This window comes from Solirubrobacter deserti, from assembly GCF_027587175.1.
GTDB classification, from domain to species: Bacteria; Actinomycetota; Thermoleophilia; order Solirubrobacterales; family Solirubrobacteraceae; genus Solirubrobacter; species Solirubrobacter deserti.
In genome coordinates, this window is record NZ_JAPCID010000028.1 from 1 (window position 1) to 23,295 (window position 23,295).

Genomic DNA, 23,295 nt, shown 5'->3' on the forward strand with positions numbered 1-23,295 from the left:
GCGGCGCTGCGCGGCCTGGCGCTGCTCGGCGCGCTCGTCGCCCTCGCGGCGGTCGCGCTCGCCGTCGCCGCGACCGCGCACGACCGCGGCGGCGAGCAGGCCGAGCTCGAGGCCATCGGCGTCGCCCCGCGCACCCTGCGCGTGCAGATGATCGCGGGCGCCACCGCGACCGCCCTGGCCGGCCTGGCCGCGGGCCTGCTCGGCGGCGCCGCGCTGACCGGGTTGTTCCCGGACTTGGTCGCGCTCGGCGCCGACGGACGAGTTCCGCTGCCGGAGTTGCTGCCGGCGTTCCCGTGGGCGCCGGCCGTGTTGGCCGTGGGCGCCGCCGCCGCGACGGCGTGCCTCGCCGCGGCCGGACAGGCCCGGCGCGCGTTCCGCGGGGACTCGGTCGGGAGGCTCCGCGCATGAGCCGCCGGGGGTGTGCCGATAAACGTGCGCTCCGCGAACGTGGGCGGGCATGCCCCCGCCCGTGTGGGAGCCGTAGGCATGGTTGACGCGCGCAAGGTGTTCGTCGTCCACGAGACGGCATCGGGGAACGTCGTATCGCTGCAGGGCGCTTCACTGCAGGTCGACGCGGGCGAGCTGGTGGCGGTGATGGGCCCGAGCGGGTCGGGCAAATCCACGCTGCTGAACTGCCTCGCCGGCCTGCAACCCATCACGGCGGGAACGCTGCGCGTCGGCGGGCCGGTGGCGACCGTCGCGCAGGACGCGGCGAAGGCGCTCGGGGACGATCAGGCGATCGGCACGAGGATCGCGCTCCGGGCCCGGCTCGCCGGCACTCGCCGACACGCGGCCCGTGCGCGAGCGGCGGAGCTACTCGCCCGCGTCGGCCTCGAAGGCCGCGAGCACGCCCGCCGCGCGCAGCTCTCCGGCGGCGAGCAGCAGCGCGCCGCGCTGTGCGTCGCGATCGCCGCCCGGCCGAAGCTCCTGCTCGTGGACGAGGTGACCGGCCAGCTCGACGCCGCCACCGGACGCGGCATCCTCGCGCTCCTGAAGGAGCTCGCCCACGACGAGCAGGCGGCGGTCCTGCTCGCGACCCATGACCCGCGCGCGACGGAGGTCGCCGACCGCACCGTGACGATCCGCGACGGCCGCGTGACAGGCGAGTACCAGGGCGGCACACAGCGGCGGTACGTGTTCGTCGACGACGGCGGCCTGCTGCGCCTGGACCCCGACGACCTCAAGGCCGCCGGGATCGCCGAGCACGCCGAGGTCAGCCTCGCTCCGGGCGCGGTGATCCTGCGCGGCACCGGGAACCATCGCCTCCACGCCGTCGAGCCGCCCGAGCGCGCCCAGGGCGGCGACACCCTCGTCCGCCTCGAGCACGTCCGTCGCCGCTTCGTCACCAAGGCCGAGACGATCGACGCCGTCGCGGGCGTGCACCTCGCGTTCAAGCGCGGCGCCTTCCACGCGCTCGTCGGCCCGTCCGGCTGCGGCAAGACGAGCCTGCTGCACCTGATCGCCGGCCTCGACCGGCCGGATCACGGCCGCGTCACGCTCGGCGACCTGGACCTGACCACGCAGACCCGCGAACAGCTCGCCACCATCCGGCGCGACCTGGTCGCGGTCGTGCCGCAGGTGAGCGCGCTCGTGGCGGGCCTGTCCGTGCTCGACAACGTCGCGCTCGGGTTGCGCGCTCGCGGCGTCCGCGACGCCAAGCCGCAGGCGCTGGCCGCGCTCACCCGGCTCGGCCTGCAAGATCTCGCCCAGCGGCCGGCCGCCGGGCTCTCCGGCGGCGAGCGCCAACGCGTCGCGCTCGCCCGCGCGCTCGCCACCCGCGCGCCGCTGATCGTCGCCGACGAGCCGACGGCCAACCTCGACGAGGCCAACGCCATCAAGGTCGCGGAGCTGCTCGCCGACACGGCCGCGCAGGGCGCGTGCGTCGTCTGCGCCACGCACGACGCCTCCGTGACCGCCCGCGCCACGACCGTGATCGCGATGCGCGACGGCAAAGTGGCCCCCGGAGCGGGCGGGGCGCAGGCGCCGCCGGCCATCGCGTGAATGCCGGCGAGCGCCATCACGCCGGGTCACTTCCGCGACTCGGCTCGTTTCCGGCCCAATGGCGGTGGGCACGCCAGTTGCATGGAGGCCCACGTGCTCGACCTGACGCTCCCGCCGGAGCCCACCTCGGTGGCTCAAGCGCGGACCACGCTGTGCGAGGCGATGGCCCAGGACCTCCGGGACACCGAGGTCGAGACCGTCAAGCTGCTGATCTCCGAGCTGGTCACGAACGCCGTCCGCCACGGGGACGGCCGCGAGCCGGTCGAGGTCCACGCGCACTGGAACGCGGAGGTCCGCGTCGAGGTGTCCGACCGCGGCCGCGGGTTCGCCCCGGACCCGCGCATTCGCCCGTTCGACGACCCCGGCGGCTACGGCCTCTTCCTCGTCGGCGCGCTCGCGGACCGCTGGGGTGTGGAGACCGACGAGGGCACCACCGTGTGGTTCGTGTTGCAGCATCACTGACGCGGCCGGTGCGGTAGCGTCCGGTCCACGAGCCCGAACCGCGGCCCATCGAGCTGGAAGGTCACGGAGGTCGCCGACCTGCGCGGTGACCGCACGCTCGTCGTCTATGGCGAGCTGGACATCGCCACGGCGCCCGAGCTAGTCGAGCTGCTGGAGCGCCTGCGCCGCCACGGCCACGCCGTCACGGTGGACCTGGCCGAGGTCACGTTCATGGACTCGACGGGCCTCACGACCCTGATGGACGCCCACCTGCTCGCCCAGCGCAACGGCTGGACGTTCACGGTCACGCGCCCGTCGCCCGCGGTCAAGCGCGTGTTCGAGCTCGCCGGCGTCTACGGCGTCCTCGACGAGGGGTAGGCTCGACGGCGGTGGAGAGCCACACCGTCCCCCAGCAACCGACGGTCAGCATCGACGCGCTCGAGACGTTCGTCGAGCTGCTGGCGCGCGTCGACGCCGACCCCGCGACCGACGACTTCTACAGCCGCCTGTGCGAGGCCACGTGCCGGCTGGCGGACATGGATCGCGCCGTCATCTTCCGCTACGACGGCGCGCGCCGCCGCGTGCGGGCGGCCGGCGCGTACGGCATCGACCTCGAGGTGTTCGCCGACGCGCAGGTGACGGTGGAGACGGTCCGCGTCGCGCGTGACTCGCTCGTCGAGGACCGCGTGATCGAGATCACGGGCGCGGTGGCCGAGGACGTGCCGGAGGAGTACCGCCCGCTGATCACCGCGACCAACACGCTCGTGTGCACGCCGATGGCGGCCGCGGGCCGCTGGCTGGGCGTGATCCTGTCCGACCGCAAGCCCGACCGCCCGCCGCTCTCGGACTCCGAGCGCTACGTGCTGTGGACGCTCGGCAAGACCGCCGCGCTCGCCGCCTACGCCCGCCAGGCCACCAACAAGCAGGCGCAGGCGCGCCAACTGCAGGAACGCATGGACCTCGCGCGCGAGGTGCACGAGTCGGTGATCCAGCGCCTGTTCGGCATCCAGCTCGTGTTCTCCAGCCAGTCCGAGCTCAGCCCCGCCGCCCGTCAGCGGATCGCGGCCGAGCTCCAGGCCGCGCTGTTCGACCTGCGGCGAGCCCTGCAGCGGCCGCTCGCCCGCCAGGCGCCGGAAACGAACACCACGCTGCTGGAGGAGGTCCAGCGCCTGCGCTCCGAGCACCGCGACCTGCAGCTCGTGCTCACGCCCGGCAGCGAGGCCACGCAGATCCCGGCCCGCTACGAGCCGCTGGCGCAGTCCGTGCTCGCGGAGGCCGTCCGCAACGCGCACAAGCACGCGGACCCGAGCAAGGTCGAGGTGACGCTGAGCATCAGCGAGGACGACAACCTGATGCTGGACGTGGTCAACGACGGCGTCCGCGGCCGGGCGCGCCAGAGCGGCATGGGGCTCAAGCTGGCCGCGCTCGAGGCGCTGCAGTTCGGCGGGATCGTGGAGTTCGGGGAGCGTGATCCCGGGCGCTGGCGGGTGCGATTGACGGTGCCGCTTGACCGGACCTGACCTGAGCCCGAGCCGGATCGCCGCCGGCACGAGCGACCGCAAGCTGCGCGTGCTGGTCGTCGACGACCACGAGGTCGTGCACTGGGGCCTGCGGCTGATGCTCGGTGAGCAGCCGTGGGTGGAGCGCTGCCTGTCCGCGCGCAACACGCAGGAGGCGCTCGCGCTCGCCCGCCGCTATGACCCGCACGTCGCGCTCGTGGACCTGTTCGTCGGGCAGGAGTCGGGCGCGGAGATCTGCGCGCAGCTGATCGCGCTCAGCCCCCGCATCAACGTCCTGCTGATCTCGGGTGCCGGCCGCATCTCCCCGAACGCGGCACGGGCCGCGGGCGCGTCCGGGTTCATCTCCAAGGACTGGCCCGCCGCCGACATCGCGGGCGCCGTGCGCATGGTCGGCCTCGGCATGACCGTGTTCAAGCCGCACGAGGCGCCCGCCGGCCCACCGCTCTCCGAACGCGAGCGCGAGGTTCTGGAGGCGATCGCGGGCGGCGCGACCAACCGCGAGATCGCGGGCGAGCTGTTCCTCTCGCCGCACACCGTCAAGGAGCACACGTCGTCGCTCTATCGCAAGCTGGGTGTGAGAAACCGCGCCGAGGCGGTGCAGAAGGCGCAGCGGCTCGGCCTCATCTCGTGAGCGAGTGGGTGGGCGCCACCCCCTAAGCGGGGGGTAGGCGGGCGGCGAGGGTGTGAGGCGGCGCACACCTGCGTGAAGGTGCAGAGTGTGAGCAACGCCACCCTTCCCCCTGAGCTGCATCAGATCGCGCGCGACGCCGCGCGCACCGGGCGGCGACCCGCACCCCCGCGGACCGCGACGATCCTCGGGCTCGGCCACTACCTGCCCAGCGAGGTCGTACCCAACGCCGAGATCGCGGAGCGCATCGGCGTCGACGACCACTGGATCGTCAAGCGCACCGGCATCAAGGCCCGCCGCCGCGCCGCGGCCAACGAGGGCACGACCGACATGGCCGTCAAGGCCGCGCGCCGTGCCCTGCAGGACGCGGGCGTGCAGGCCAAGGACCTCGACTACGTGATCGTCGCCACCATGAGCGCGGACGAGATCACCCCGAACGCCGCGCCGCTCGTCGCCCACGCGCTCGGCGCCGGGCGTGCCGCCGCCTTCGACATCGGCGCCGCCTGCACGGGCTTCCTCGCCGGCCTCTCCCAGAGCGCCGCGCTGATCGAGGTCGGCCGCGCGGAGCGCATCCTGCTGGTCGGCGCGGAGAAGCTCACCCGCATCACCGACTTCGACGACAAGAAGACCGGCATGCTGTTCGGCGACGGCGCGGGCGCCGTGGTGCTCGGCCCCAACGAGGGCGAGGGCGGCATCGGCCCGATCGACCTGCAGGCCGACGGCGGCCTGGGCGACACGATCATGGCCACGCCCGAGGACCCGTACATCCGCATGGACGGGATCTCGACGTTCAAGATCGCGGTCAAGAACCTGTCCGAGTCGACGGTCTACGCGGTCGCCGCTGCGGGTCTCGAGCTCGACGACATCGACCTGTTCGTCTACCACCAGGCCAACAGCCGGATCCTGAAGGCCGTCGGCGAGCGCCTCGAGCTGGACGCGTCGAAGGTCGCGGACTACATCGCCCAGCTCGGCAACACGTCCGCCGCGTCGATCCCGCTCACGCTGAGCCTCTCCCGCGAGGACGGGCGGCTGCGCCCCGGGCAGAAGATCCTGATCGGCGCGATCGGCGCGGGCTTCACGTGGGGCGCCGGCGTGATGGAGTGGACCGCGTCGTGAGCGCCCGTCCCGAGAACGCCGTCGCGCTCGTCACGGGCGCGTCCAAGGGCATCGGCTCGGCGATCGCGAAGGCGCTCGCGGCCGACGGCTGGGCGGTCGCGGTCAACTACCGCTCCGACGAGGCCGGCGCCAACGCCGTGGTCGAGGCCATCGAGGCCGAAGGCGGCACGGCGAAGTCCATCCACGCCGATGTCACCAACGGCGACGCCAAGGCGCTGCTCAAGCAGGTCGAGGAGGCGCTCGGCGGTCCCGTTCTGGCGCTCGTCAACAACGCGGGCGTCGCGCGCGACAACATCGCGCTGCAGCTCACGGACGAGGACTGGGACGTCGTCATCGGCACCAACCTCTCGCCCGCGTTCCGGCTCACGCGCGACTCGCTGCGCTCGATGATCAAGGCCCGCTACGGCCGCGTGATCAACATCGCGTCGGTCGTCGGGCCACGCGCGAACGCCGGGCAGTCCAATTACGCGGCGGCCAAGGCGGGCCTGATCGGCATGACCAAGACGATCGCCGCCGAGGTCGCGCGCCGGGGAGTGACCGTGAATGCGGTCGCACCTGGTTTCATCGCCACCGACATGACGGCCGAGCTGGCCACGGACGAGATCGTCAAGGCGATCCCCGCCCGCCGGCAAGGCACGCCGGAGGAGGTCGCCGCCGCCGTGCGCTTCCTCGCCTCCGACGACGCCGGGTACGTCACCGGCACCACGCTGTATGTCGACGGCGGAATGTCCGCTTAAACCCAGAAGGAGACCCACCCATGGCCAACGCCATCACCGAAGAAGCCGTTCAGAAGACCGTTTACGAGGCGCTGCCGCAGTTCGGCGTCGACGAGTCCGACATCACGCGCGAGGCGACCTTCGAGGACCTCGACGTGGACTCGCTGGATCTCGCCGAGCTCTCGCAGATCATCGAGGACGAGTACGGCGTCGCCCTCAAGGGTGACGACGTCGGCAAGATCAAGACGGTCGGCGACGCGATCGACCTGGTGGTGCAGAAGGGTTCATGAGCCGCGAGGTCGTCATCACCGGCGTCGGCGCCGTCACCCCGCTCGGGGTCGGCGCGCGCACGCTGCATGAGCGCTGGAGCGCCGGCGTCGTCGGCATCGCCGACGGCAAGGGCGCCGCGACGGAGTTCGAACCGACCGAGCACCTGTCCGTCAAGGAGGTCCGCCGGGCCGATCGCTTCACGCAGTTCGCGCTGGTCGCGGGCGACGAGGCGCTGGCCGAAGCGGGCTGGAGCGACGAGCTGCCCTACGAGGGCGACCGCATCGCCTCCATCCTGGGCACGGGCATCGGCGGCATCGGCACGCTCGAGCGCGGCAAGGAGCTGTTGATCGAGCACGGGCCCAAGAAGGTCCCGCCGCTCTCCGTGCCGCTGATGATGAGCAACGCCGCGGCCGCGGCGGTCTCCATGCGCTTCAAGCTGCTCGGCCCCTGCCACGGCATCGTCTCCGCGTGCTCCGGCGGCGCGGACGCCATCGGTGCCGCGAAGATGATGATCGAGTCGGGCCACGTCGACGCCGTCGTCACCGGCGGCTCGGAGGCGGCGCTGACGCCGCTGTCCAACGCGGCGTTCAGCGCGCTCGACGCGCTCTCGCCGTCCGGCATCTCGCGCCCGTTCGACAAGGACCGTGACGGCTTCGTCATGGGCGAGGGCGGCGCGATCCTCATCCTCGAGACGCGCGAGAACGCCGAGAAGCGCGGCGCCAAGATCCTCGGCACCCTGCGCGGGTACGGCGCGTCCGCGGACGCCTACCACCTGACCGCACCGGACAAGACCGGCGGCGGCCCGTCGCGGGCGATGCAGCTCGCGATGAAGGACGCCGGCATCACGCCCGAGGACATCGTCTACGTCAACGCGCACGGCACGTCCACGTCGCTGAACGACTCCGCCGAGACCGCCGCGCTGAAGACCGCCCTGGGCGATCGCGCGTACGAGATCCCCGTGTCGTCGCTGAAGTCGTCGATCGGCCACCTGCTCGGCGCCGCCGGCGCCGTGGAGGCCGTGGCGACCCTGCTCGCGCTGCGCGACCGGATCGCCCCGCCGACGCTCGGGCTCGAGAACCCGGGCGAGGGCCTGGATCTCGACTACGTCCCCGGTTCCGCCAAGCCGCTCAACATCGACGACAAGCCCGCGATCGCGATCTCGTCGTCGTTCGGGTTCGGCGGCCACAACGCCGTCGTCGCGCTGGAGGCAGCATGAGCCTCAAGGGCAAGAAGCTCCTGATCACGGGCGTCATCAACCGCGAGTCGATCGCGTTCGAGGTCGCCAAGCAGGCCCAGGAGTCCGGTGCGGAGATCGTCCTCACCGGCTTCGGGCGCGCCAAGCGCATGACCGAGCGCTCGGCCAACCGGCTGGATCCGGTGCCGGACGTGCTCGAGCTCGACGTCAACAAGCCCGAGGACATCGAGGCGGTCGCCGCCGACCTCAAGGAGCGCTGGGGGCGCGTCGACGGCGTGCTGCACGCGATCGCGTTCGCCCCGGAGGACGCGCTCGGCGGCAACTTCCTCAACACGCCACCCGAGAGCGCGATCACCGCGTTCCAGACCAGCGCGTACTCGCTGAAGGCGCTGACGGTCGGGCTCTCCGAGCTGTTCCCGGAGGAGGGCGCGTCGATCGTCGGGCTCGACTTCGACGCGCAGGTCGCCTGGCCGGTCTACGACTGGATGGGCGTCGCGAAGGCGGCGCTGGAGGCCACGGCGCGGTATCTCGCCCGTGACCTCGGGCCCCGGCGCGTGCGCGTGAACCTGGTGTCCGCCGGGCCGCTGGCCACCTTGGCCGCGCGCGGGATCCCCGGGTTCAGCGATCTCGCGAGCGCCTGGGAGAAGCAGGCGCCGCTGCCGTGGGACGTCGAGGACCCGGCGCCGGTCGCGGAGACGATCAACTTCCTGCTCGGCGACGGCTCGCGGGCCATCACGGCGGAGATCATCCACGTCGACGGCGGCTTCCACGCGATGGGCACGCAGATCGTGCCGTTGCGGGAAGAGGTCGAGGCATGAAGAACGCCGTCTTCCTGACGGGCGCGACCGGCTTCCTCGGCATGGAGGTGCTCGCGCGCCTCGTCGAGCGCGGCGACCGGGACGTCGTCGCGCTCGTGCGCGCGGCCGACTCCGCCGCCGCGACCGAGCGCCTGCACGGTGTGATGGCGAAGCTGTGGCGGGACCCCTCGCCGTACTTCGAGCGCGTCCAGGCCGTCGCGGGCGACGTCACCTCGCCGGGCCTGGGCATGGACCGCGAGGAGCGCGCGCACATCGCCGAGGAGGTCACCGCGGTGATGCACTGCGCGGCCTCGATCTCGTTCGACCTCCCGCTCGAGGAGGCGCGCCAGATCAATGTGGAGGGCACGCGCGAGATCATCGGGTTCGCGCGGCAGGCCAAGAACTGCGGCCGGCTGGATCGCTTCATCCACGTCTCGACCGCGTATGTGGCCGGCATCACCAAGGGCCTCTTCCGCGAGCGCCAGCTCGACGCGGGCCAGGAGTTCCGCAACACGTACGAGCAGACCAAGTGGGAAGCCGAGCACGTGGTCAACGAGGCGTCCGACCTGGACCCCGTGATCGCGCGCCCGTCGATCGTCATGGGTGAGTCCGAGTCGGGCTGGACCCCGGCCTTCAATGTCCTGTACTGGCCGATCCGCGCGTTCTCGCGCGGGCTGTTCGAGAGCGTCCCGGCGCGGCCCGAGGCGCTGGTGGACGTCGTGCCCGTCGACTACGTCGCCGACGCGCTCGTCCACCTGCTCGACGACACGTCCGCGTCCGGCGTGGTGAACCTGGTGAGCGGCCGCGAGGCCTGCTCGGTCGACGACCTCGTCGGGATGACGTCGGCCGCGTTCGGCCGCGAGCGCCCGCCCGTCGTCGCCCCCGGCTCGACCGGCACGGGCTCCGCCCACGCCGACGACCAGGCCCAGGTCTACTTCCCGTACTTCGACATGGACATGGTCTTCGACGACGCGCGCGCCCGCGCGCTGCTCGGCCCGGCGGGCATCAAGTGCCCGCACCTGACCGACTACTTCCCGCGGCTGATCGAGTACGCCCAGCAGACGCGCTGGGGCAAGACGCCCCAGACGCGTGAGGAAGCCGCCTCAGACGCGGTTCACCACGCGGCGTGAGTCGTCGCTGAAGGCCCGGACGGTCAGGCGCTCGAGCTGCGCCTGGCCGGAGGCACGCGACGGTAGGCTCCGCGTGTGTGGACCGCTGTTTTCCAGACTCGCGCGGGCGGTTCGCCGCTGCATGCTCCGCGTTCCGCGTCCGCGGGGCTGCGTCTGCTGGCCGCCTCGGCGGTGCTCGTGTTCGGCGTCGCCGCCGTCGTGGGCCTCAACGGTCCCGCTGAGCGCCTCGAGACGCTCGCGTGGGCGGGCGCGTTCGGCGTCGCCCTGCCGGCCGGTCTGATCCTCGGCGCGTGGCAGGAGCGGCGGCTCGCGGCGGCGGCGCCCGCGGCCGCCTGGCGCGGCTTGGCGCTCGGCGTGGCGGTGCTCGTCGCCGGCCTGCTCGTCCGCGCCGCGGGCTCGGCGACGCGTCCGTTCCACCTGATCGTCGCCCTCGCGGCCGCCGCGGCGCTCGCGGCCCCGTTCGTCGCCGCCGCGCGCTGGCGCGACCCCCAGGACGCGAGCCCGGGTCCGGCTCTCGCGATCGTGCTGGTCGCGCTCGTGGCGGGCATCGTCCCGTTCCTCACCGCAGGCGCCCGCCGGCCCGGCGCGCTGCTCGCCGCGTTGGTGTTCGCGGCGGTCCTGGTGGTGGCGCTGCGGGTGACGCGGACCCGGACGCCGGCGCCCGGGCCGCGCTGGGCGCTCGACGTCCTGGTGGCGCTGTTGATCACGGGCCTGGTCGTCACCCTGCCCGACCTGCTCGCGCAGTGGCCGGCGACGCTCCAGCACCACTACAACTTCTTCCTCGGGCCGGCGAACGCCGTCCTGCACGGCCGGGCGATGCTCGACGAGACGTGGTCGCAGTACGGCGTCGTCTCGATCGACGCGCTGGCGGTGATCTTCAGCGCACTGCCGATCGGCTACGGCCAGCTGTTCCTGCTGTGCGTGGTGATGACCGTCCTCCAGTTCGTGTGCGTGTACGCGACGTTGCGGCTGGCCGGTCTGCACATGCTGCTCGCGGCCGTCGCGCTGCTGTTCGCGGTCGCCGGCAGCCTGCTCGCGCTGCCGGGCATCTACGCGATCTACCCCAGCATCACGCCGCTGCGCTTCGGCATCCCGTACCTGATCGTGCTGGCGGCGGTGCTGGGCGCACGGCGGGACCGCTCGACGCTCGTGGCCCAGCTCGCGCTGATCGCGTGCGCGGCGGTGTGGAGCTTCGAGACCTGGGTCTACAGCGCGACGACCTTCGGCTTCCTCGTTCTAGCGGACGCGCTTCGCGACCGCCCGACCGTCGTGCGGGTCGTGCTGGTGCGGGTCGCACAGGCACTCGCCGTGACCGTCGCGAGCATCGTGGTGCTCACGCTGATTACGCTGGTCGCCAGCGGCGGCGTGGACTGGGGCCCGTACGCCGAGTTCCTGCGGCTGTACGCCGGCTCCTCCTTCGGCCAGGTGCCGATCGTCCTCTTCTCGCCCGGGCCGCTGACCGCCGCCGGGATCTTCCTCACCGCCACGCTGGTGCTGTGGCTGGCGCTGGACCGGCCACACTGGCTCGACGCGCCGGCGCGTACCGCACTCGCGGGCTTCACCGGCTTCGCGATCGGCGCGTTCACCTACTACATCTCCCGCTCGTCGACCTTCACGCTGATGAACGTGCTGGTGCCGGTCGTCGCGATCGGCGCGCTGTGGGTGCACGTCCTGCTGCGCGCCGAGCGGCAGCTGCTGCGGGTGCTCGCGGCCGGCGCGCTGCTCGCCGGCGCGGGCCTGACGCTCGTCACCTCCCGGAGCGAGATCGAGACGAACTTCAAGCTCACGGCGATCGGCCGGGCCGGCGACGCGCCGAGCGCGTGGAAGCGGCTCTGGGACAACCCCGTGCTCGACCCCCGCGCACCGGCGGGCGTCGCGCTGCTCGATCGTCACCTTCCCGCCGGCGAGCGAGCGCTCGTCATCACCGAACCCGACCTGACGACGGAGATCCTGCTGCGCGCCCACCGCGACAACGTCCTGCCGATCGCCAACGCGATGCAGGACGACCTGGTGGCCGCGCTCGTCGAACGGGCGCGAACGGCGGCCGAGGACGTCCCGCCCGGGGCGCTGCTGCTGACCTCACCGCCGGTGCGCCCGCCCGGCCGGCTCAACTCGCTCGGCGGCCGGACGGACCCGACGCGTGAAGGCCATCACTCGCCGCGCGACTTCACGCGTCCGCAGACGCAGGCGCTCGAGGTCCTGCAACGGCGCTTCACGTTCAGCGTCGTAGAGCGCAGCCCCGGCGGGCTCACGCTCGTCCGCCTTCAGCCCCGCTGACCCAGGTCAGCTCCGGCTGAGCCGGTACAGCACGCCGTTTGAGTCGTCGCTGAAGAGCACCGACCCGTCGCGGTCGACCGTGACGCCGGCCAGGCGCCCGAACTGCGCCTGGCCACCTTCGGTCAAGAAGCCGGAGACGATGTCCTCGAAGCCCGTGGGCTGGCCGCCGGAGAAGTTGAGGCGGACGAGCTTGTAGCCCACCGGCGCCCCGCGGTTCCACGAGCCGCGCATCGCGATGAACGCGTTGCCGTCGCCCGTGAACGCCATGCCGATCGGCGCGCTGTGCGCCTGGTAGGTCAGCGTCGGCGGCGCCGTGCGCGCGCAGTAGGACTCCGGCGTGCCGCTCGGCGGATCCGCCGGCAGGTAGCGGTCGACGGCGCGCGCGCCGAAGCAGAACGGCCAGCCGTAGTTGCCGCCGCGGACGATCCGGTTGAGCTCCTCCGGCGGCTGGTCGTCGCCGCGCCAGTCCGACCCGTGGTCCATGCCCCACAGCTGCTCGGTCTGCGGGTGCCAGCCGAAGCCGATCGTGTTGCGCAGCCCACTCGCGAACACGCGCCGGTGCGTGCCGTCCGCGCGGGCGCGCAGGATCGTCGCGCTCTGCGGGTTCGAGTCGTCGCACGCGTTGCACGTGCTGCCGACCGTGATGTAGAGCTGTTGGTCCGGGCCGAAGGCGAGCGTGCGATTGGGGTGCTGGCCGGCGTCCGGGAGGTCGGCGGTGAGCAGGCGCCGCTGCGTGAAGCGGTCGCCGTCCACCCGCGCCCGGTAGAGCTTGGTGTCGGTGACTAGGTAGACGCGATTGCCGCGCAGCGTGATGCCGTGCACGAGCTTGAGGCCACGCGTGGCCGTGCGCCGCCGCTCGTAGGCGCCGTCGCCGTCGCGGTCGCGCAGCGCCAGCACGTCGCCCTCCTCGCGCCGGGTGACGAACACGGTGCCGTCCCGCCCGACGGCGAGCATGCGCGCGTTGCCGAGGTTCTGGGCGGCGACGCTGAGCTTGAAGCCCGCGGCCACCTGCAGCGTGGCGATCCGCTCCGGCGTGGCCGGGCGCGGAGCGGGCTCGTTGATCGCGCCGGTGACCGGCGTCTGGGCACTCGCCGAGGCGGGCAGGAGCGCGAGGGCCGCGACGGCCGGTGCGAGTTTCTTCACACGGCGGCACTACCCCACGGGGGCATCGGTGATCGGCCCTCAACCTCCGTCTGGCTCCTGCGGCCCTGTGGAGCTGAGCACCGCGAGTCGGACTTCTGACCGGGCCGGGCGGTGAATGCGCCCCGGTGGCGCCGGCCGATAGGGTTGCGACCCTTGCCTCAGCTCGTCAGCAGCGACACGCTGAAAGTGCTGCTGACGCGGTACCCGCGGGCGTACGACGCCGCGCGTCGCCCGTATGCCCTGTCGCGGTATCTGCTGCGCCGTCCGCACGAAGCGGACTACGCCGTGTTCGCCCTGTTCGCCGGTGACGAGCGGCCATTCCTGGATGTCGGGGCCAACGCGGGGATGTCGGCGCTCTCGTTCCGGATCTACAACCGCCGTTCGCCGATCGTGTCGGTCGAGCCGAACCCGTACCACAAACGGGACCTGCAGTTCACGGGCAAGGTCGTGCGCCACCACACCTACCACCTCATGGCGGCCGGTGATCGCGACGAGACGATGACCCTGTTCGTGCCGGTGTTCCGCGGCGTGCCGCTCACCACCGAGGCGTCGCTGGACCGTGAGAACGTCGCATCCAGCCCGAGCCTGCGCTGGCGGCTCGGGGACCGCATGGACAGCTCGGACTTCGAGATCGTCCAGACGACGGTCCCGGTCCGGCGCCTGGACGAGCTCGCCCTGGACCCGGGGTTCGTCAAGCTCGACGTGCAGGGCGCCGAGAGCGCGGCGCTGCGAGGCCTGGAGCAGACGCTGCGCCGCAGCCTGCCGGTCCTGATGATCGAGGGGTTCAGCTCCGAGGACGGCGAGTTCCTCGAGGCGCTGGGGTACGAGCAGTTCGAGTACCTGCGCGACGCGCACCGGCTACGCCGGCTGGACGACAGAGCGCCCCAGGACGAGTACCCCAACAACACCGTGCTGGTGCACCCCAGCCAGCCGGGCCGCCGCCCCGACGCGGCCGCGCCTCGCTAGCGCGCCGGGCTGCGCGCGAGCCAGTCCGGAGGCACGAGCTCACGGACCTTCGGCCGGCGCACGCGCAGGTGCTCGAGCAGCGCGCTCGCGACCGCGGGCAGATACGACGCCCGCCGGCTGCGCACCGCGGCGGCCAGGTAGAAGCGCGCGGCGGTCAGCGAGCTTCCGCGCCGCTGATGCGCCCACCCGCGCCAGCCGTCGAGCGCGGCGCGGTCCAGCTGCCCCGGAAGTGAGGACCGGGCATGCTTGGCGCGCAGGTGCCGCGCCTCGGATGCGAGCCCGGACTGGTCGAGGTGAATGTTGGTCTCATGCAGGATGTACGCGACCAGTGGCTCGGGACAGACGGCGGCTTGACCCGCCTCGGTCAGCCGGATCCAGACGTCCCAGTCGGCGAGGTGGGTCAGCGCCGGGTCGAAGCCGCCGACTCGCTGGAGCAGGTCCGCGCGCACGAGCACGTTGGAGGAGCCCGCCGGGATGACGTTGTAGGCCCGGATGAGGCGACGAAGCGCGTCCGGGTCCGGGGCCGGCAGGTGGTCGAACACCGTGCCGGTGACGCTGGCGGTGACGGCCGTGCAGTACACGAAGTCCGCGTTCGCGGCTGCGGCGGCGTCCAACTGGCGTCGCAGCTTGTCCGGAGCCCAGCGGTCGTCGTCGTCGAGGAAGGCGACCCATTCGGCGCGCGCCGCGGCCACGCCGGCGTCACGCGCCCGGGACTGCCCGAGCGCACGGGGGTGGCGGACGACACGGACACGAGGGTCGCCGAGCGCCTCAAGCGCTTCGGAGGTCCCGTCCGTGGAACCGTCGTCGACGACGACGATCTCCAGGTCGACGGCGTGCTGGGCGAACAGCTCGCGCACCGTGGAGACGACCGTGTCACGACGGTTGTGCGTGGGCACGACAACGGAGACGGCCGGCGCCACGGACACGACCTCAGGATACTCTCGGGAACAGATCTTTGTATGACCGTGACTGCTCGCGTACGAGACGCTGCGCGCTCGACGGCCACGCGTGCGGCGGAGTGGGCGGCGCGGCTCTCCGGAAGGCCGCTGGGCGTCGTTCTCGTCTATCACGAGATCCTCCCCCGAGGCGTCTCGGCACGCCCCATGGTGGTTCCCGCGCTGAGGGCTGAGGCGCTGGAGCGCCATATCGGTGTGCTGCGTTCCCGCTATCGCGTGGTGCCCGCGAGCGACCTGCCGGACGCGGCGCGGCGGCGCCGGCGCGGACAACGCATCCCGGTCGCGATCACGTTCGACGACGACCTGCGCTCGCACCTGGAGGTCGCCGCGCCGTTGCTACGGGCGGCGGACGCGCACGCCACCTTCTTCCTGACGGGGATCGGGCTCGACGGCGAGGCGTTCTGGTGGCAGTCACTGCAGGCGGCCATCGATCGCCACGCCGACCTCGCTCCCGTGGCCCGCGAGTTCGGGCTTCCAGCGGGACCGCCGGCGGCGCTCGCCGCCGGCATCGAGCGGCTCGCGCCGGAGGCGCGACGGGCGCTGGCCGAGCGACTGGACGCGCTGGCCGGTCCGGACCCGGACCGGCGTGCGCTCTCCGGCGAGGAGATCGCTCGCCTCACGGCGGACGGCTTCGGGGCCGGATTCCATACCCGCGCACACGCGCGCATGACGGCGCTCGACGACGCCGCGCTCGAGCTGGCCCTGCACGAGGGGCGCGCGCGCCTGGAGGCGGTGGCCGGGGCGCCGATGACCACGATCGCGTATCCGCATGGCGACGCCGACGAGCGGGTCGCGGCGGCGGCCGCCGCCGCCGGGGTCGAGCTCGGCTTCATCACCGCCATGGCCCCCCGCGGGCCCGACACGCCGCTCCTGTTGCTCAACCGCCCCGGGGTCCTCGCCGACAGCACCGCGCGGTTCGCGTACGACCTCGCCTGGACCTACTCGGCCGCCCTGCGCGCCCGCACCGCCAGCAGCAGCTCGTAGCGCGGATCGTGGCTGTCGCGCTGCCCGGCGCTCAGCTCCTCGGCCGACAGCCCGTGCAGGTAGGCCGTGGCCGTGAGCAGGTTGCCGAAGCCCTCGACCTCGACGTTCTCGGCGGGGAAGCTGGCTTCGAACAGACGTCGGAGCGACCCGCGGGTGAAGCGCCAGAAGTCACCCCAGAGGTGCCGGTCGGGCACCACTGCGCCCGCGATGCCCGGCACCGTGACGAGCACGACGCCACCCGGCTTGAGGATGTCGTGCAGCGTGGCGACCGCGGCCCGCACGTCGTAGATCGACTGCAGCGTCTGCGTGCAGATCACGCAGTCGTAGACGCCGGGTCGCAGGCCGTCGCCCGTGGCGAGATCGCCGACGATCGTGGCCTGCGGGTTGTCCGCGGTCGCGTGCAGGACGTCCAGGCGCTCGATCGACCCGCCGTAGGCGCGCGCGTACTCGTCCCCTCCGACCTCGAGCGTCACGCCGCGCACATCTCCCGTGCCGTACCCGGCGAAGGTCGCATAGCGGCTGAGGAAGGCCTGGATGTAGTGGCGGTCGACCGGCGTGCCCCGGTCGAAGCCGTAGTCGCGGCTGAACGGCGCCAGCCGCCGCCCGAACGACGGCAGCCGGTATCCGCTCAGCCGCGCACGCCTGTGCAGCACCTTGCGCCTGAGCTCGGCGCGGGTGGTGAATCTCCGGAGCAGCTGCTTCAACGGCCGCGGCCGGTCAGCATCAGCCCGAGCGTCCGGAGCATGATCTTGATGTCCCCCCACAGTGACCAGTTCCCGACGTACTGGTAGTCGATGGTCACCATCTCGTGCAGGGACATGCGAGCCGCGCCGAGCACCTGCCACGGCCCCGTCATCCCCGGGGTCAGCTGCAGCCGCCGACGGTGCCAGCCGCGGATCTTGCCGTCCTCCTCGGGGATCAACGGGCGCGGACCCACGAGGCTCATCTCGCCGCGCAACACGTTGAGCAGCTGCGGGAGCTCGTCGAGCGACGACCGGCGCAGGATGCGACCGACCGGGGTGATGCGTGGATCGTCGACGATCTTGAACAACCCGTCCGCCTCGTTGCGCGCGCGCAGCATGTCCTTGAGCAACTCGGCGTCCTCGCTCATGGAACGGAACTTGAACATCGAGAACGGCTCGCCGTTGCGTCCGATCCGCGTCTGGCTGAACAGGACCGGCCCCGGCGAGGTGAGCTTGATGACGAGTGCGATCACGGCCAGCATCGGAGCGAGGGCGACCAGCAGGAACAACGAGCCCGCCAGATCGAAGCTGCGCTTGGTGATCTTGGCCGTGCGGGACAGGCCGAACCGCGGGATGCCCAGGACCGTCAACCCGTCGATGTAGTCGTACGTCGCCGACGAGCCGAGCACTTCCAGCACGCGCGGGACGACGCTGACCTTGACGCCGAGCGCCTTGGCCGCCTGGATCGTGTGCAGCTCGGCCTGCGAGCCGCTGGCGTCGGCGGCGATGATCACGCGGTGCACGTCGCCGGAGGCCACCTCGGCCGAGAGTTGACCGTGAGCGGCGGCCGCCTCCGGTAGGGCGAGGATGCCCGTGAGCTCCACCTTGGACGTCGTGCCGTCGACCAGGCGGCGCGCGAGGCGGCGCCCGTGGTCATGGTCGCCCACCACCAGACAGCGTTCGGGCGGCATCAAGGCGCGCACGACCAGGCGAGCCACGATCCGCAGGACGGTGATGGCCAGCACCAGCCCGATCCAGGTGGCGGCGATCGTCGTCGGATCGCTCCACGTACCGCGCAGCGCGGCGCCGGCGATGAGGGCGAGCACGGACACCAGCGCGGCGTGCTGCAGCGTGGCGGGCGTCTCGTCCAGCGTGCTCTTGTTGATGAGCTTCTCGTCGCGTTCGTACATGCCGCCCGCGGTGTTGACGATGGCCACGAGCAGCGGCAACAGCAGCACGTGCCCCAGCGAGAGCGCGGTCGGATCGACCCAGATGCCGACCACCAGGCTCACGAGCAGGCTCGCGGCCACGTCCGCGAGCAGCAGGCCACGGCGGAATCCGCGGTCGCGACGCCGCACCGCGGCCGGAGGCGCCGTCTCGAGCAGGAACGGCGGCGCCGGCGGGCGACTGGCGACGCGCGGCTCTTTCGTGACGAAGGCCATCTAGCTCACCTCGACCGCGACGGGGGGCTCGGTGACGGGCTCACGGTCGGTGCGCAGCCATTGGTTGGTCCCGCGGCCGCGCGCGATGCGCGCGAAGATCCCGAGCTTGTCGGCGACCAGCCGCGGCGCGCTGAGCAGCGCCCGGAAGACGTTCGGCGGGGCGTCCACCAGCCGCAGCCCAGCCAGCACGTAGAACGCCTGGCCGGCCGTGGTGGCCACCGCCATGAGCGCCAGCCGGCGGCTGCGCAGGACCCCGGCGGCGAGCAGACAGACGACGTTGAGCGGACCGAGCAGGGACTGGGGGAGCAGCACGAGCTCGACACCGGCGAGGGTGAGGTTCGCGTCGCGGCGCCGCAGCCCGGAGGCGATCAGGCGCGGGGCGTACTCGCGCGCCAGGCGGGCGTTGCCGCTCTCCCAGCGCAGCTGCTGGCGGTGCCCCTTGTCGCCGGTGGTCGGCATCGCCGAGCGGATCATCGAGTCGTGCACGTAGGCCACGCGTGCCCCGAACTCGGCCAGATGCAGGTGGTACTGGATGTCCTCGGCCACCGAGAACGCGTCCCACGGCAAAGCCTTCAGCAGGTCGGCACGGAACGCCATCCCGGTGCCGAACAGGCCCGCGGACAAGCCGAGCGCGACGCGGCCGCGCGGGCGCACGCGGTGCTTGAGCGCGAACGCCGCCCAGCGCAGCGCGGCGGTCGGCGACGCCTCGGCGTTGAGGACGTCATAGATCGCCTGCGCGGCCGGCGCGCCGCCCCGCAGTGGCCGCTCGAGGGCCGAGATCAGGTCGGGCAGCGGACGGCAGTCGGCATCGACGATCGCGATCGCCTCGGTGTCCGGGCGCTGTTCCCACACGCGCTCGATCGCCCAGGCCAGCACCTGGCCCTTGCCGCGATCGTCGTCCGTGCGCTCCCACACCTCGACGCCCGCGTCACGCCCGGCGGTCGCGGTCGCGTCCGTGCAGTTGTCGGCGATGACGATCACCTCGAGCCTCTCGGCCGGGTAGTCCTGCTCGGCCAGGTACCCGAGCGTGGCGGGAAGCCCGTGCTGCTCGTCGTGCGCCGGCACGATGACGACGACCTTCAGCGGCTCGCCCTCCGGCGGAGCCGCATCCTCGAGCCCCCGGACGGCGGCGATGCCGAGCAGCCCCAGCAGGTAGCCGGTGGTCGCGGCGACCCACGCCTCGAGGCCCACGAACGGCGCGAGGGCGGCTCGCCTCACCTGATCACCATCCGCACGGCGGTCATCAGGTCGGTCGCGGTCAACAGGACGAGCTGGGCCGTCATGTCGCCTCGGGGGGGAACATCGCCCGCTCCACCAGCTCACAGACGATGTGGCCGACCAGCATGTGGCACTCCTGGATGCGGGCCGTCTCGCGCGCCGGCGCGCACACGCACAGGTCGGTGACACGGTCCAACGTGGCGTTCGGCAGCCCGCAGAAGACGATCGTGCGCATGTCCCGCTGCCGCGCCGCGTGCAGCCCGCGGATGACGTTGAGCGAGCGGCCGCTGGTCGTCAGCCCGATGGCCAGGTCCCCGGGCTGGCCGAACGCGGCGATCTGGCGGGCGAACACCTCGTCGAACCCGAAGTCGTTGCCCACGGCCGAGGTCGTGGAGGCGTTGTCGGTGAGTGAGAGAGCGGGAAGGGCCGGACGGTCGACGCGAAAGCGCCCGACGAACTCCGCGGCCAGGTGCGTCGCGTCGGCGGCGCTGCCGCCATTGCCGAACAGCAGCAGCTTGCCGCCACACCGCAACGTGTCGATGGCCATCTCCGCCACCGCGGCGGCCTGGTGCGGCACGTCGCCGCGCAGGAGGTTCTGGGTGGCGGCGATGTGCTCGGTGATGCGAGCCTGCACCGTCGCCACCGTGCCTACGAAGGGTTCCAGCGTCGATGCCGGGGCGTGCTCAGTCATCATTGACCGTCCAGGTTGTGAGCCCCCGAGGGGCGAACTCGAACTCCGTGACCTGCCCACCCATCCGGGTGAGCTGCTCCGCCACGCGGTGCTTGCGATGGAACGGGCAGAAGAAGAGCATGTAGCCGCCGCCGCCCGCGCCCGTGACCTTGCCGCCCAGCGCGCCCTCGCGACAGGCCGCGTCGTAGGCCTCGTCGATGAACCCGTTGCTGATCCTGGGCGACATCTTCTTCTTGAACTCCCAGGCGGTGCCGAGCAGGGAGCCGAAGTCGTTCAGCCGCCGGCGCAGCAACGCGTTCTTCATCTCGACCGCGAGCCGCTTCTGCATCCGCAGCCCGTCCAGCGCGTGCTGGTCCCGCTCGACGAAGCGGCTCGTCTGGTCCTCGATGATGTGGTCCGAACGGCGTGTGCGACCCGTGTAACAGAGCAGCATGTTGTGCTCGAGCTCGTGCAGGACCTCGTCGGCCACGCGCAGCGGGTTCACGAGCACGTTCTCGCCGTCCATCTCGATGAAGTTGAAGCCGCCGAAGGTGGCTGCGTACTGATCCTGGAGGCCGCCCTTGATGCCGAGGTCCTCGCGTTCGACGGTGAAGGCCAGGTGCGCGATGTCGTAGTCGGTCAGCGCCAGCCGGTGGTACTCCTTGAGCAGCCCGATCAGGGTGACGATCATCGACGAGGACGAGCCCAGCCCGCAGCCCGGCGGTGCACTCGAGTGCAGGAACAGGTCGAAGCCGCCCCGCCCGAGCTTGCGGATCGCCGCCTTCACCAGGTCGAGATCGCCGTCGTAGTCGAGTGCGTCGTCGTGCGCGTACGCCACGCTCATGCCGAGATCCAAGCTCTCGATGCCGATCTGGCCGTCGTCGCGCGGCGCGAGCGCGCCGTAGGCGTACCGGTTGATGGTGGCGCTGAGCACCAGCCCGCCCTCGGTCGCCGGGAACGGCGGGACGTCGGTGCCGCCGCCGGCGAACGACACGCGGAGCGGTGCCTTGGCACGGATCAGCCGCCTCACGCGGGGGAGACCCGTTGCCGTAGCGCACTGATCATCAGCCGGGCGAGGAACGGGAAGCCGTCGACCAGGTAGCGGCGCGCCAGCCGGCGCGGCTCTTGAGCCAGCCGGTGCAGCCATTCGAGGCCGGCTCGCTGAAGCCACACCGGCGCTCGTGACACGTCTCCACTGAGGTAGCTCAGACTGATTCCACACGAGATGAACCAGATTGACGGAAATCGAGAACGGAGGCGCAGGATGAGCCGATCCTGCTTCGGGAAGCCGAGGCCGACGAAGACGATGTCCGGGCGCGTGCGCTCGAGGCTGGCCTCGATCGCCGCCAACTCCTCCGGGAACCGCTCGAAGCCGAACGGCGGGCACAGCGTGCCGCAGACGTCGACGCCCGGAAGGGTGCGCCGGAGCTCGTCGGCCGCCGCGTCGGCAACGCCCGGCTCGCCCCCGAGCAGGAAGATCGACGCGCCCGCCTCGCGCCCCGCGGCGGGCAGGCTGCGGATCAGCGAGGAGCCCGAGACGCGCTCGGGCAGAGGCGTGCGCTGCAGGCGGCTCGCCCAGATCAGCGGCATGCCGTCGGCGACCACCATGTCCGCCTGCTCGACGAGATCGCGCTGGGCGGGGTCGCGCACCGTCTGCCGCAGCACGTCGAGATTGACGGGGCAGATCCATCCGCCTCGGCCGGTCGCGACGGCCTCGAGGGTGCGGACGATCACCTCCGCCTCGTCGACCCGCTGGACCTCCAACCCCATTACCACCGCCGAATCTTTCAAGGCAGAAGCTGCCTCACTGTCACACAGGAGTGTGTGCACCGCATGTCCTGGGTCCCCCCCTTGTTTCAGGCACACCGAGCATGCTGACGCAAGCTACTCGGGCACTCCGTGGGTGCACGCTACGGGTTCGTGAACGCCATTGCGAGACGGGGTAATCGTTCGAACGTTCGATGTCCACCATGAACCGGGGACTTATGCTGTGGCGCCGGTTTGCGACGTTCCAGGGACCGTCGGACCAAGCCGGTTGGACCTGGGGTCGAACGTCGGCCGGATGTGGTCACCGGGGCGGAGTGTGGCCGGTATGCTGCGCCCAGAGGGGCGAACGTCAAACGCCTGTCTGGACGGTTTAACTTTCCGTCACTTAGTGTCCAGTCGGACGCGTCTCCACCCGTTCGAGGAAGCGAAGGATGCCTGCGTCGAGTAAGTCGAAGTCGCCTGTGCGCAGCGCCGCAGCTGAGTCGCCCGCGAAGCTCGCTCCCGCCCTGCCGCCGGTGCCGGAACCCGACCCGTTCGGCCCGCTGCGCGGCATCGTGCGCCGGTGGCCCGTCGTACTCGCCGTGACCGTGGTGCTGTGCGGCGTCGCGCTCGTGGCGGGCTACGCGCAGGCGCCGACCTACACCGCCAACGCGGTGATCAGCGTCGGCCGCGTCGACGTTCGCGTGCAGACCCTGCCGGGCTATGTCGCGGGTGCACAGACCCTGGCCGCGGCCTACAGCCGCACGGTGCCGACAGACCCGATCGTGCTGCCGCTTGCCCGGCAGCTGGGCATCCCCCCCGCCGAGGTGCGCGAGCGTCTGTGGGCGGTGCCCGTCCCGGAGAGCACGATGTTCGCCGTCTACGGCACCGGAGGCAGCGCCGCCGAGGCGACCGAGCTCACGGGCGCCGCGACCTCGCAGTTCGAGCGGTACGTCAAGTCGACCGAGACCAGCGACCGGACGATCGAGCGCCTGATGACGCAGTTCCGTGAGCAGTCGCGCCGGTCAGCGAGCTACCGGCGCCGGATCGACGAGTTGCAGGCGCAGATCGACCGCGCGGCCGCGGCGGCGGCCACCAGCACGGCGTCCGAGAGCGCGCGTCGCCGGGCCCGGGAGGAGCGCAACGACCGGATCGAGCGTCTGCAGACCTCGCTGGACACGTCCGAGCTGCGCAAGCAGGTGCTCGTCAGCCAGTACAACGAACGCATGGCGGAGTCCGCTTCGTCGGCCGGCATCCAGGTCGTGACCCGTCCCGTGTCGGCCGAGAGCGATCGCAGGCGCACGCTGGAGCGCTCGCTGGTCATCGGCCTGCTCGCGGGCCTGATGCTCGGCGGAGCGGCGGCGCTGCTGGTCGACCGCCGCCGCCGCTGATCCCG

Annotated in this window: 24 protein-coding genes; 16 read left to right on the forward strand and 8 right to left on the reverse strand. The window is 72.1% G+C overall.

Annotation, left to right across the window (positions count from 1 at the left end; all coding sequences use genetic code 11):
• The 13 genes from OJ962_RS19085 to OJ962_RS19145 all read left to right on the forward strand — a co-directional run.
• Positions 1–408, forward strand: a 408-nt coding sequence (locus OJ962_RS19085) for an FtsX-like permease family protein (RefSeq protein ID WP_270006536.1), incomplete at its 5' end; no start/stop codon positions are given.
• Positions 409–486: 78 nt separating this feature from the next.
• A complete protein-coding gene (locus OJ962_RS19090) occupies positions 487–2,001 on the forward strand; it encodes an ABC transporter ATP-binding protein (RefSeq protein ID WP_202955568.1) in 1,515 nt (504 codons plus the stop codon).
• Positions 2,002–2,082: 81 nt separating this feature from the next.
• On the forward strand, positions 2,083–2,463 hold the full coding sequence (locus OJ962_RS19095) for an ATP-binding protein (RefSeq protein ID WP_270006537.1): 381 nt from the start codon (positions 2,083–2,085) through the stop codon (positions 2,461–2,463).
• 78 nt (positions 2,464–2,541) lie between these two features.
• Positions 2,542–2,820, forward strand: a complete 279-nt coding sequence (locus OJ962_RS19100) for an STAS domain-containing protein (RefSeq protein WP_202956076.1) — start codon at positions 2,542–2,544, stop codon at positions 2,818–2,820.
• Positions 2,821–2,831: 11 nt separating this feature from the next.
• Positions 2,832–3,962, forward strand: coding sequence for a sensor histidine kinase (locus OJ962_RS19105; RefSeq protein ID WP_202955570.1), 1,131 nt, complete (start codon positions 2,832–2,834; stop codon positions 3,960–3,962).
• Positions 3,949–4,593: a response regulator transcription factor gene (locus OJ962_RS19110; RefSeq protein WP_238931831.1), complete on the forward strand. Its 645-nt coding sequence runs from the start codon at positions 3,949–3,951 to the stop codon at positions 4,591–4,593. The genes OJ962_RS19105 and OJ962_RS19110 overlap by 14 nt, the downstream gene beginning before the upstream one ends.
• An 87-nt stretch (positions 4,594–4,680) precedes the next feature.
• Positions 4,681–5,706, forward strand: coding sequence for a beta-ketoacyl-ACP synthase III (locus OJ962_RS19115; RefSeq protein WP_202955571.1), 1,026 nt, complete (start codon positions 4,681–4,683; stop codon positions 5,704–5,706).
• Positions 5,703–6,443, forward strand: coding sequence for a 3-oxoacyl-ACP reductase FabG (gene fabG, locus OJ962_RS19120; RefSeq protein ID WP_202955572.1), 741 nt, complete (start codon positions 5,703–5,705; stop codon positions 6,441–6,443). The genes OJ962_RS19115 and fabG overlap by 4 nt, the downstream gene beginning before the upstream one ends.
• A 20-nt stretch (positions 6,444–6,463) precedes the next feature.
• Positions 6,464–6,712, forward strand: coding sequence for an acyl carrier protein (locus OJ962_RS19125; RefSeq protein ID WP_202955573.1), 249 nt, complete (start codon positions 6,464–6,466; stop codon positions 6,710–6,712).
• A complete protein-coding gene (locus OJ962_RS19130; protein ID WP_202955574.1) occupies positions 6,709–7,908 on the forward strand; it encodes a beta-ketoacyl-[acyl-carrier-protein] synthase family protein in 1,200 nt (399 codons plus the stop codon). Before OJ962_RS19125 ends, OJ962_RS19130 begins: the two co-directional genes overlap by 4 nt.
• The gene (gene fabI / locus OJ962_RS19135) at positions 7,905–8,705 is read left to right on the forward strand and encodes an enoyl-ACP reductase FabI (RefSeq protein ID WP_202955575.1); all 801 of its coding nucleotides are present in this window, start codon (positions 7,905–7,907) and stop codon (positions 8,703–8,705) included. The genes OJ962_RS19130 and fabI overlap by 4 nt, the downstream gene beginning before the upstream one ends.
• Positions 8,702–9,814 (forward strand): SDR family oxidoreductase, encoded by a 1,113-nt coding sequence (locus tag OJ962_RS19140; protein ID WP_202955576.1) that lies wholly within the window; start codon positions 8,702–8,704, stop codon positions 9,812–9,814. The genes fabI and OJ962_RS19140 overlap by 4 nt, the downstream gene beginning before the upstream one ends.
• 75 nt (positions 9,815–9,889) lie before the next feature.
• Positions 9,890–12,091, forward strand: coding sequence for a hypothetical protein (locus OJ962_RS19145; RefSeq protein ID WP_202955577.1), 2,202 nt, complete (start codon positions 9,890–9,892; stop codon positions 12,089–12,091).
• A gap of 6 nt (positions 12,092–12,097) precedes the next feature.
• Here the strand turns inward: OJ962_RS19145 and OJ962_RS19150 are convergent, their stop codons facing one another.
• Positions 12,098–13,234 carry a PQQ-dependent sugar dehydrogenase gene (locus OJ962_RS19150; RefSeq protein WP_202955578.1) on the reverse strand — a complete coding sequence of 379 codons (1,137 nt, stop codon included), beginning with the start codon at positions 13,232–13,234 and terminating at the stop codon, positions 12,098–12,100.
• 153 nt (positions 13,235–13,387) lie between these two features.
• Between OJ962_RS19150 and OJ962_RS19155 the strand changes: the two genes are divergently transcribed.
• Positions 13,388–14,200 (forward strand): FkbM family methyltransferase, encoded by an 813-nt coding sequence (locus OJ962_RS19155; RefSeq protein WP_202955579.1) that lies wholly within the window; start codon positions 13,388–13,390, stop codon positions 14,198–14,200.
• On the opposite strand, the gene OJ962_RS19160 is transcribed toward OJ962_RS19155, so the two are convergent.
• Positions 14,197–15,126 (reverse strand): glycosyltransferase family 2 protein, encoded by a 930-nt coding sequence (locus tag OJ962_RS19160; protein WP_202955580.1) that lies wholly within the window; start codon positions 15,124–15,126, stop codon positions 14,197–14,199. The genes OJ962_RS19155 and OJ962_RS19160 overlap by 4 nt on opposite strands.
• Before the next feature lie 177 nt (positions 15,127–15,303).
• Between OJ962_RS19160 and OJ962_RS19165 the strand changes: the two genes are divergently transcribed.
• Entirely contained in the window at positions 15,304–16,140 is an 837-nt protein-coding gene (locus OJ962_RS19165; protein ID WP_270006538.1) for a polysaccharide deacetylase family protein, read from the forward strand.
• Here OJ962_RS19165 and OJ962_RS19170 read toward each other — a convergent pair.
• The 6 genes from OJ962_RS19170 to OJ962_RS19195 all read right to left on the reverse strand — a co-directional run bounded on the left by OJ962_RS19170 (position 16,095) and on the right by OJ962_RS19195 (position 21,983).
• Positions 16,095–16,844: a methyltransferase domain-containing protein gene (locus tag OJ962_RS19170; protein ID WP_202955582.1), complete on the reverse strand. Its 750-nt coding sequence runs from the start codon at positions 16,842–16,844 to the stop codon at positions 16,095–16,097. The genes OJ962_RS19165 and OJ962_RS19170 overlap by 46 nt on opposite strands.
• A complete protein-coding gene (locus OJ962_RS19175; RefSeq protein ID WP_202955583.1) occupies positions 16,841–18,265 on the reverse strand; it encodes a sugar transferase in 1,425 nt (474 codons plus the stop codon). Before OJ962_RS19175 ends, OJ962_RS19170 begins: the two co-directional genes overlap by 4 nt.
• On the reverse strand, positions 18,266–19,483 hold the full coding sequence (locus tag OJ962_RS19180) for a glycosyltransferase family 2 protein (RefSeq protein ID WP_202955584.1): 1,218 nt from the start codon (positions 19,481–19,483) through the stop codon (positions 18,266–18,268).
• 61 nt (positions 19,484–19,544) lie between these two features.
• Positions 19,545–20,117, reverse strand: a complete 573-nt coding sequence (locus tag OJ962_RS19185) for a D-sedoheptulose-7-phosphate isomerase (RefSeq protein ID WP_270006539.1) — start codon at positions 20,115–20,117, stop codon at positions 19,545–19,547.
• Positions 20,118–20,166: 49 nt separating this feature from the next.
• Entirely contained in the window at positions 20,167–21,183 is a 1,017-nt protein-coding gene (locus OJ962_RS19190) for a GHMP family kinase ATP-binding protein (RefSeq protein ID WP_270006540.1), read from the reverse strand.
• A complete protein-coding gene (locus OJ962_RS19195) occupies positions 21,180–21,983 on the reverse strand; it encodes a WecB/TagA/CpsF family glycosyltransferase (RefSeq protein ID WP_270006541.1) in 804 nt (267 codons plus the stop codon). Before OJ962_RS19195 ends, OJ962_RS19190 begins: the two co-directional genes overlap by 4 nt.
• Before the next feature lie 368 nt (positions 21,984–22,351).
• Between OJ962_RS19195 and OJ962_RS19200 the strand changes: the two genes are divergently transcribed.
• A complete protein-coding gene (locus OJ962_RS19200; RefSeq protein ID WP_202955587.1) occupies positions 22,352–23,290 on the forward strand; it encodes a YveK family protein in 939 nt (312 codons plus the stop codon).
• Positions 23,291–23,295 lie beyond the last annotated feature (5 nt).

Coding starts and splice junctions, on each gene's coding strand:
- OJ962_RS19125 (WP_202955573.1), top strand. CDS start 6,464: ATGGCCAACGCCATCACCGAAGAAGCCGTTCAGAAGACCGTTTACGAG.
- OJ962_RS19130 (WP_202955574.1), top strand. CDS start 6,709: ATGAGCCGCGAGGTCGTCATCACCGGCGTCGGCGCCGTCACCCCGCTC.
- OJ962_RS19200 (WP_202955587.1), top strand. CDS start 22,352: ATGCCTGCGTCGAGTAAGTCGAAGTCGCCTGTGCGCAGCGCCGCAGCT.
- OJ962_RS19095 (WP_270006537.1), top strand. CDS start 2,083: ATGGAGGCCCACGTGCTCGACCTGACGCTCCCGCCGGAGCCCACCTCG.
- OJ962_RS19175 (WP_202955583.1), bottom strand. CDS start 18,265: ATGGCCTTCGTCACGAAAGAGCCGCGCGTCGCCAGTCGCCCGCCGGCG.
- OJ962_RS19165 (WP_270006538.1), top strand. CDS start 15,304: ATGGTGGTTCCCGCGCTGAGGGCTGAGGCGCTGGAGCGCCATATCGGT.
- OJ962_RS19140 (WP_202955576.1), top strand. CDS start 8,702: ATGAAGAACGCCGTCTTCCTGACGGGCGCGACCGGCTTCCTCGGCATG.
- fabI (WP_202955575.1), top strand. CDS start 7,905: ATGAGCCTCAAGGGCAAGAAGCTCCTGATCACGGGCGTCATCAACCGC.
- OJ962_RS19090 (WP_202955568.1), top strand. CDS start 487: ATGGTTGACGCGCGCAAGGTGTTCGTCGTCCACGAGACGGCATCGGGG.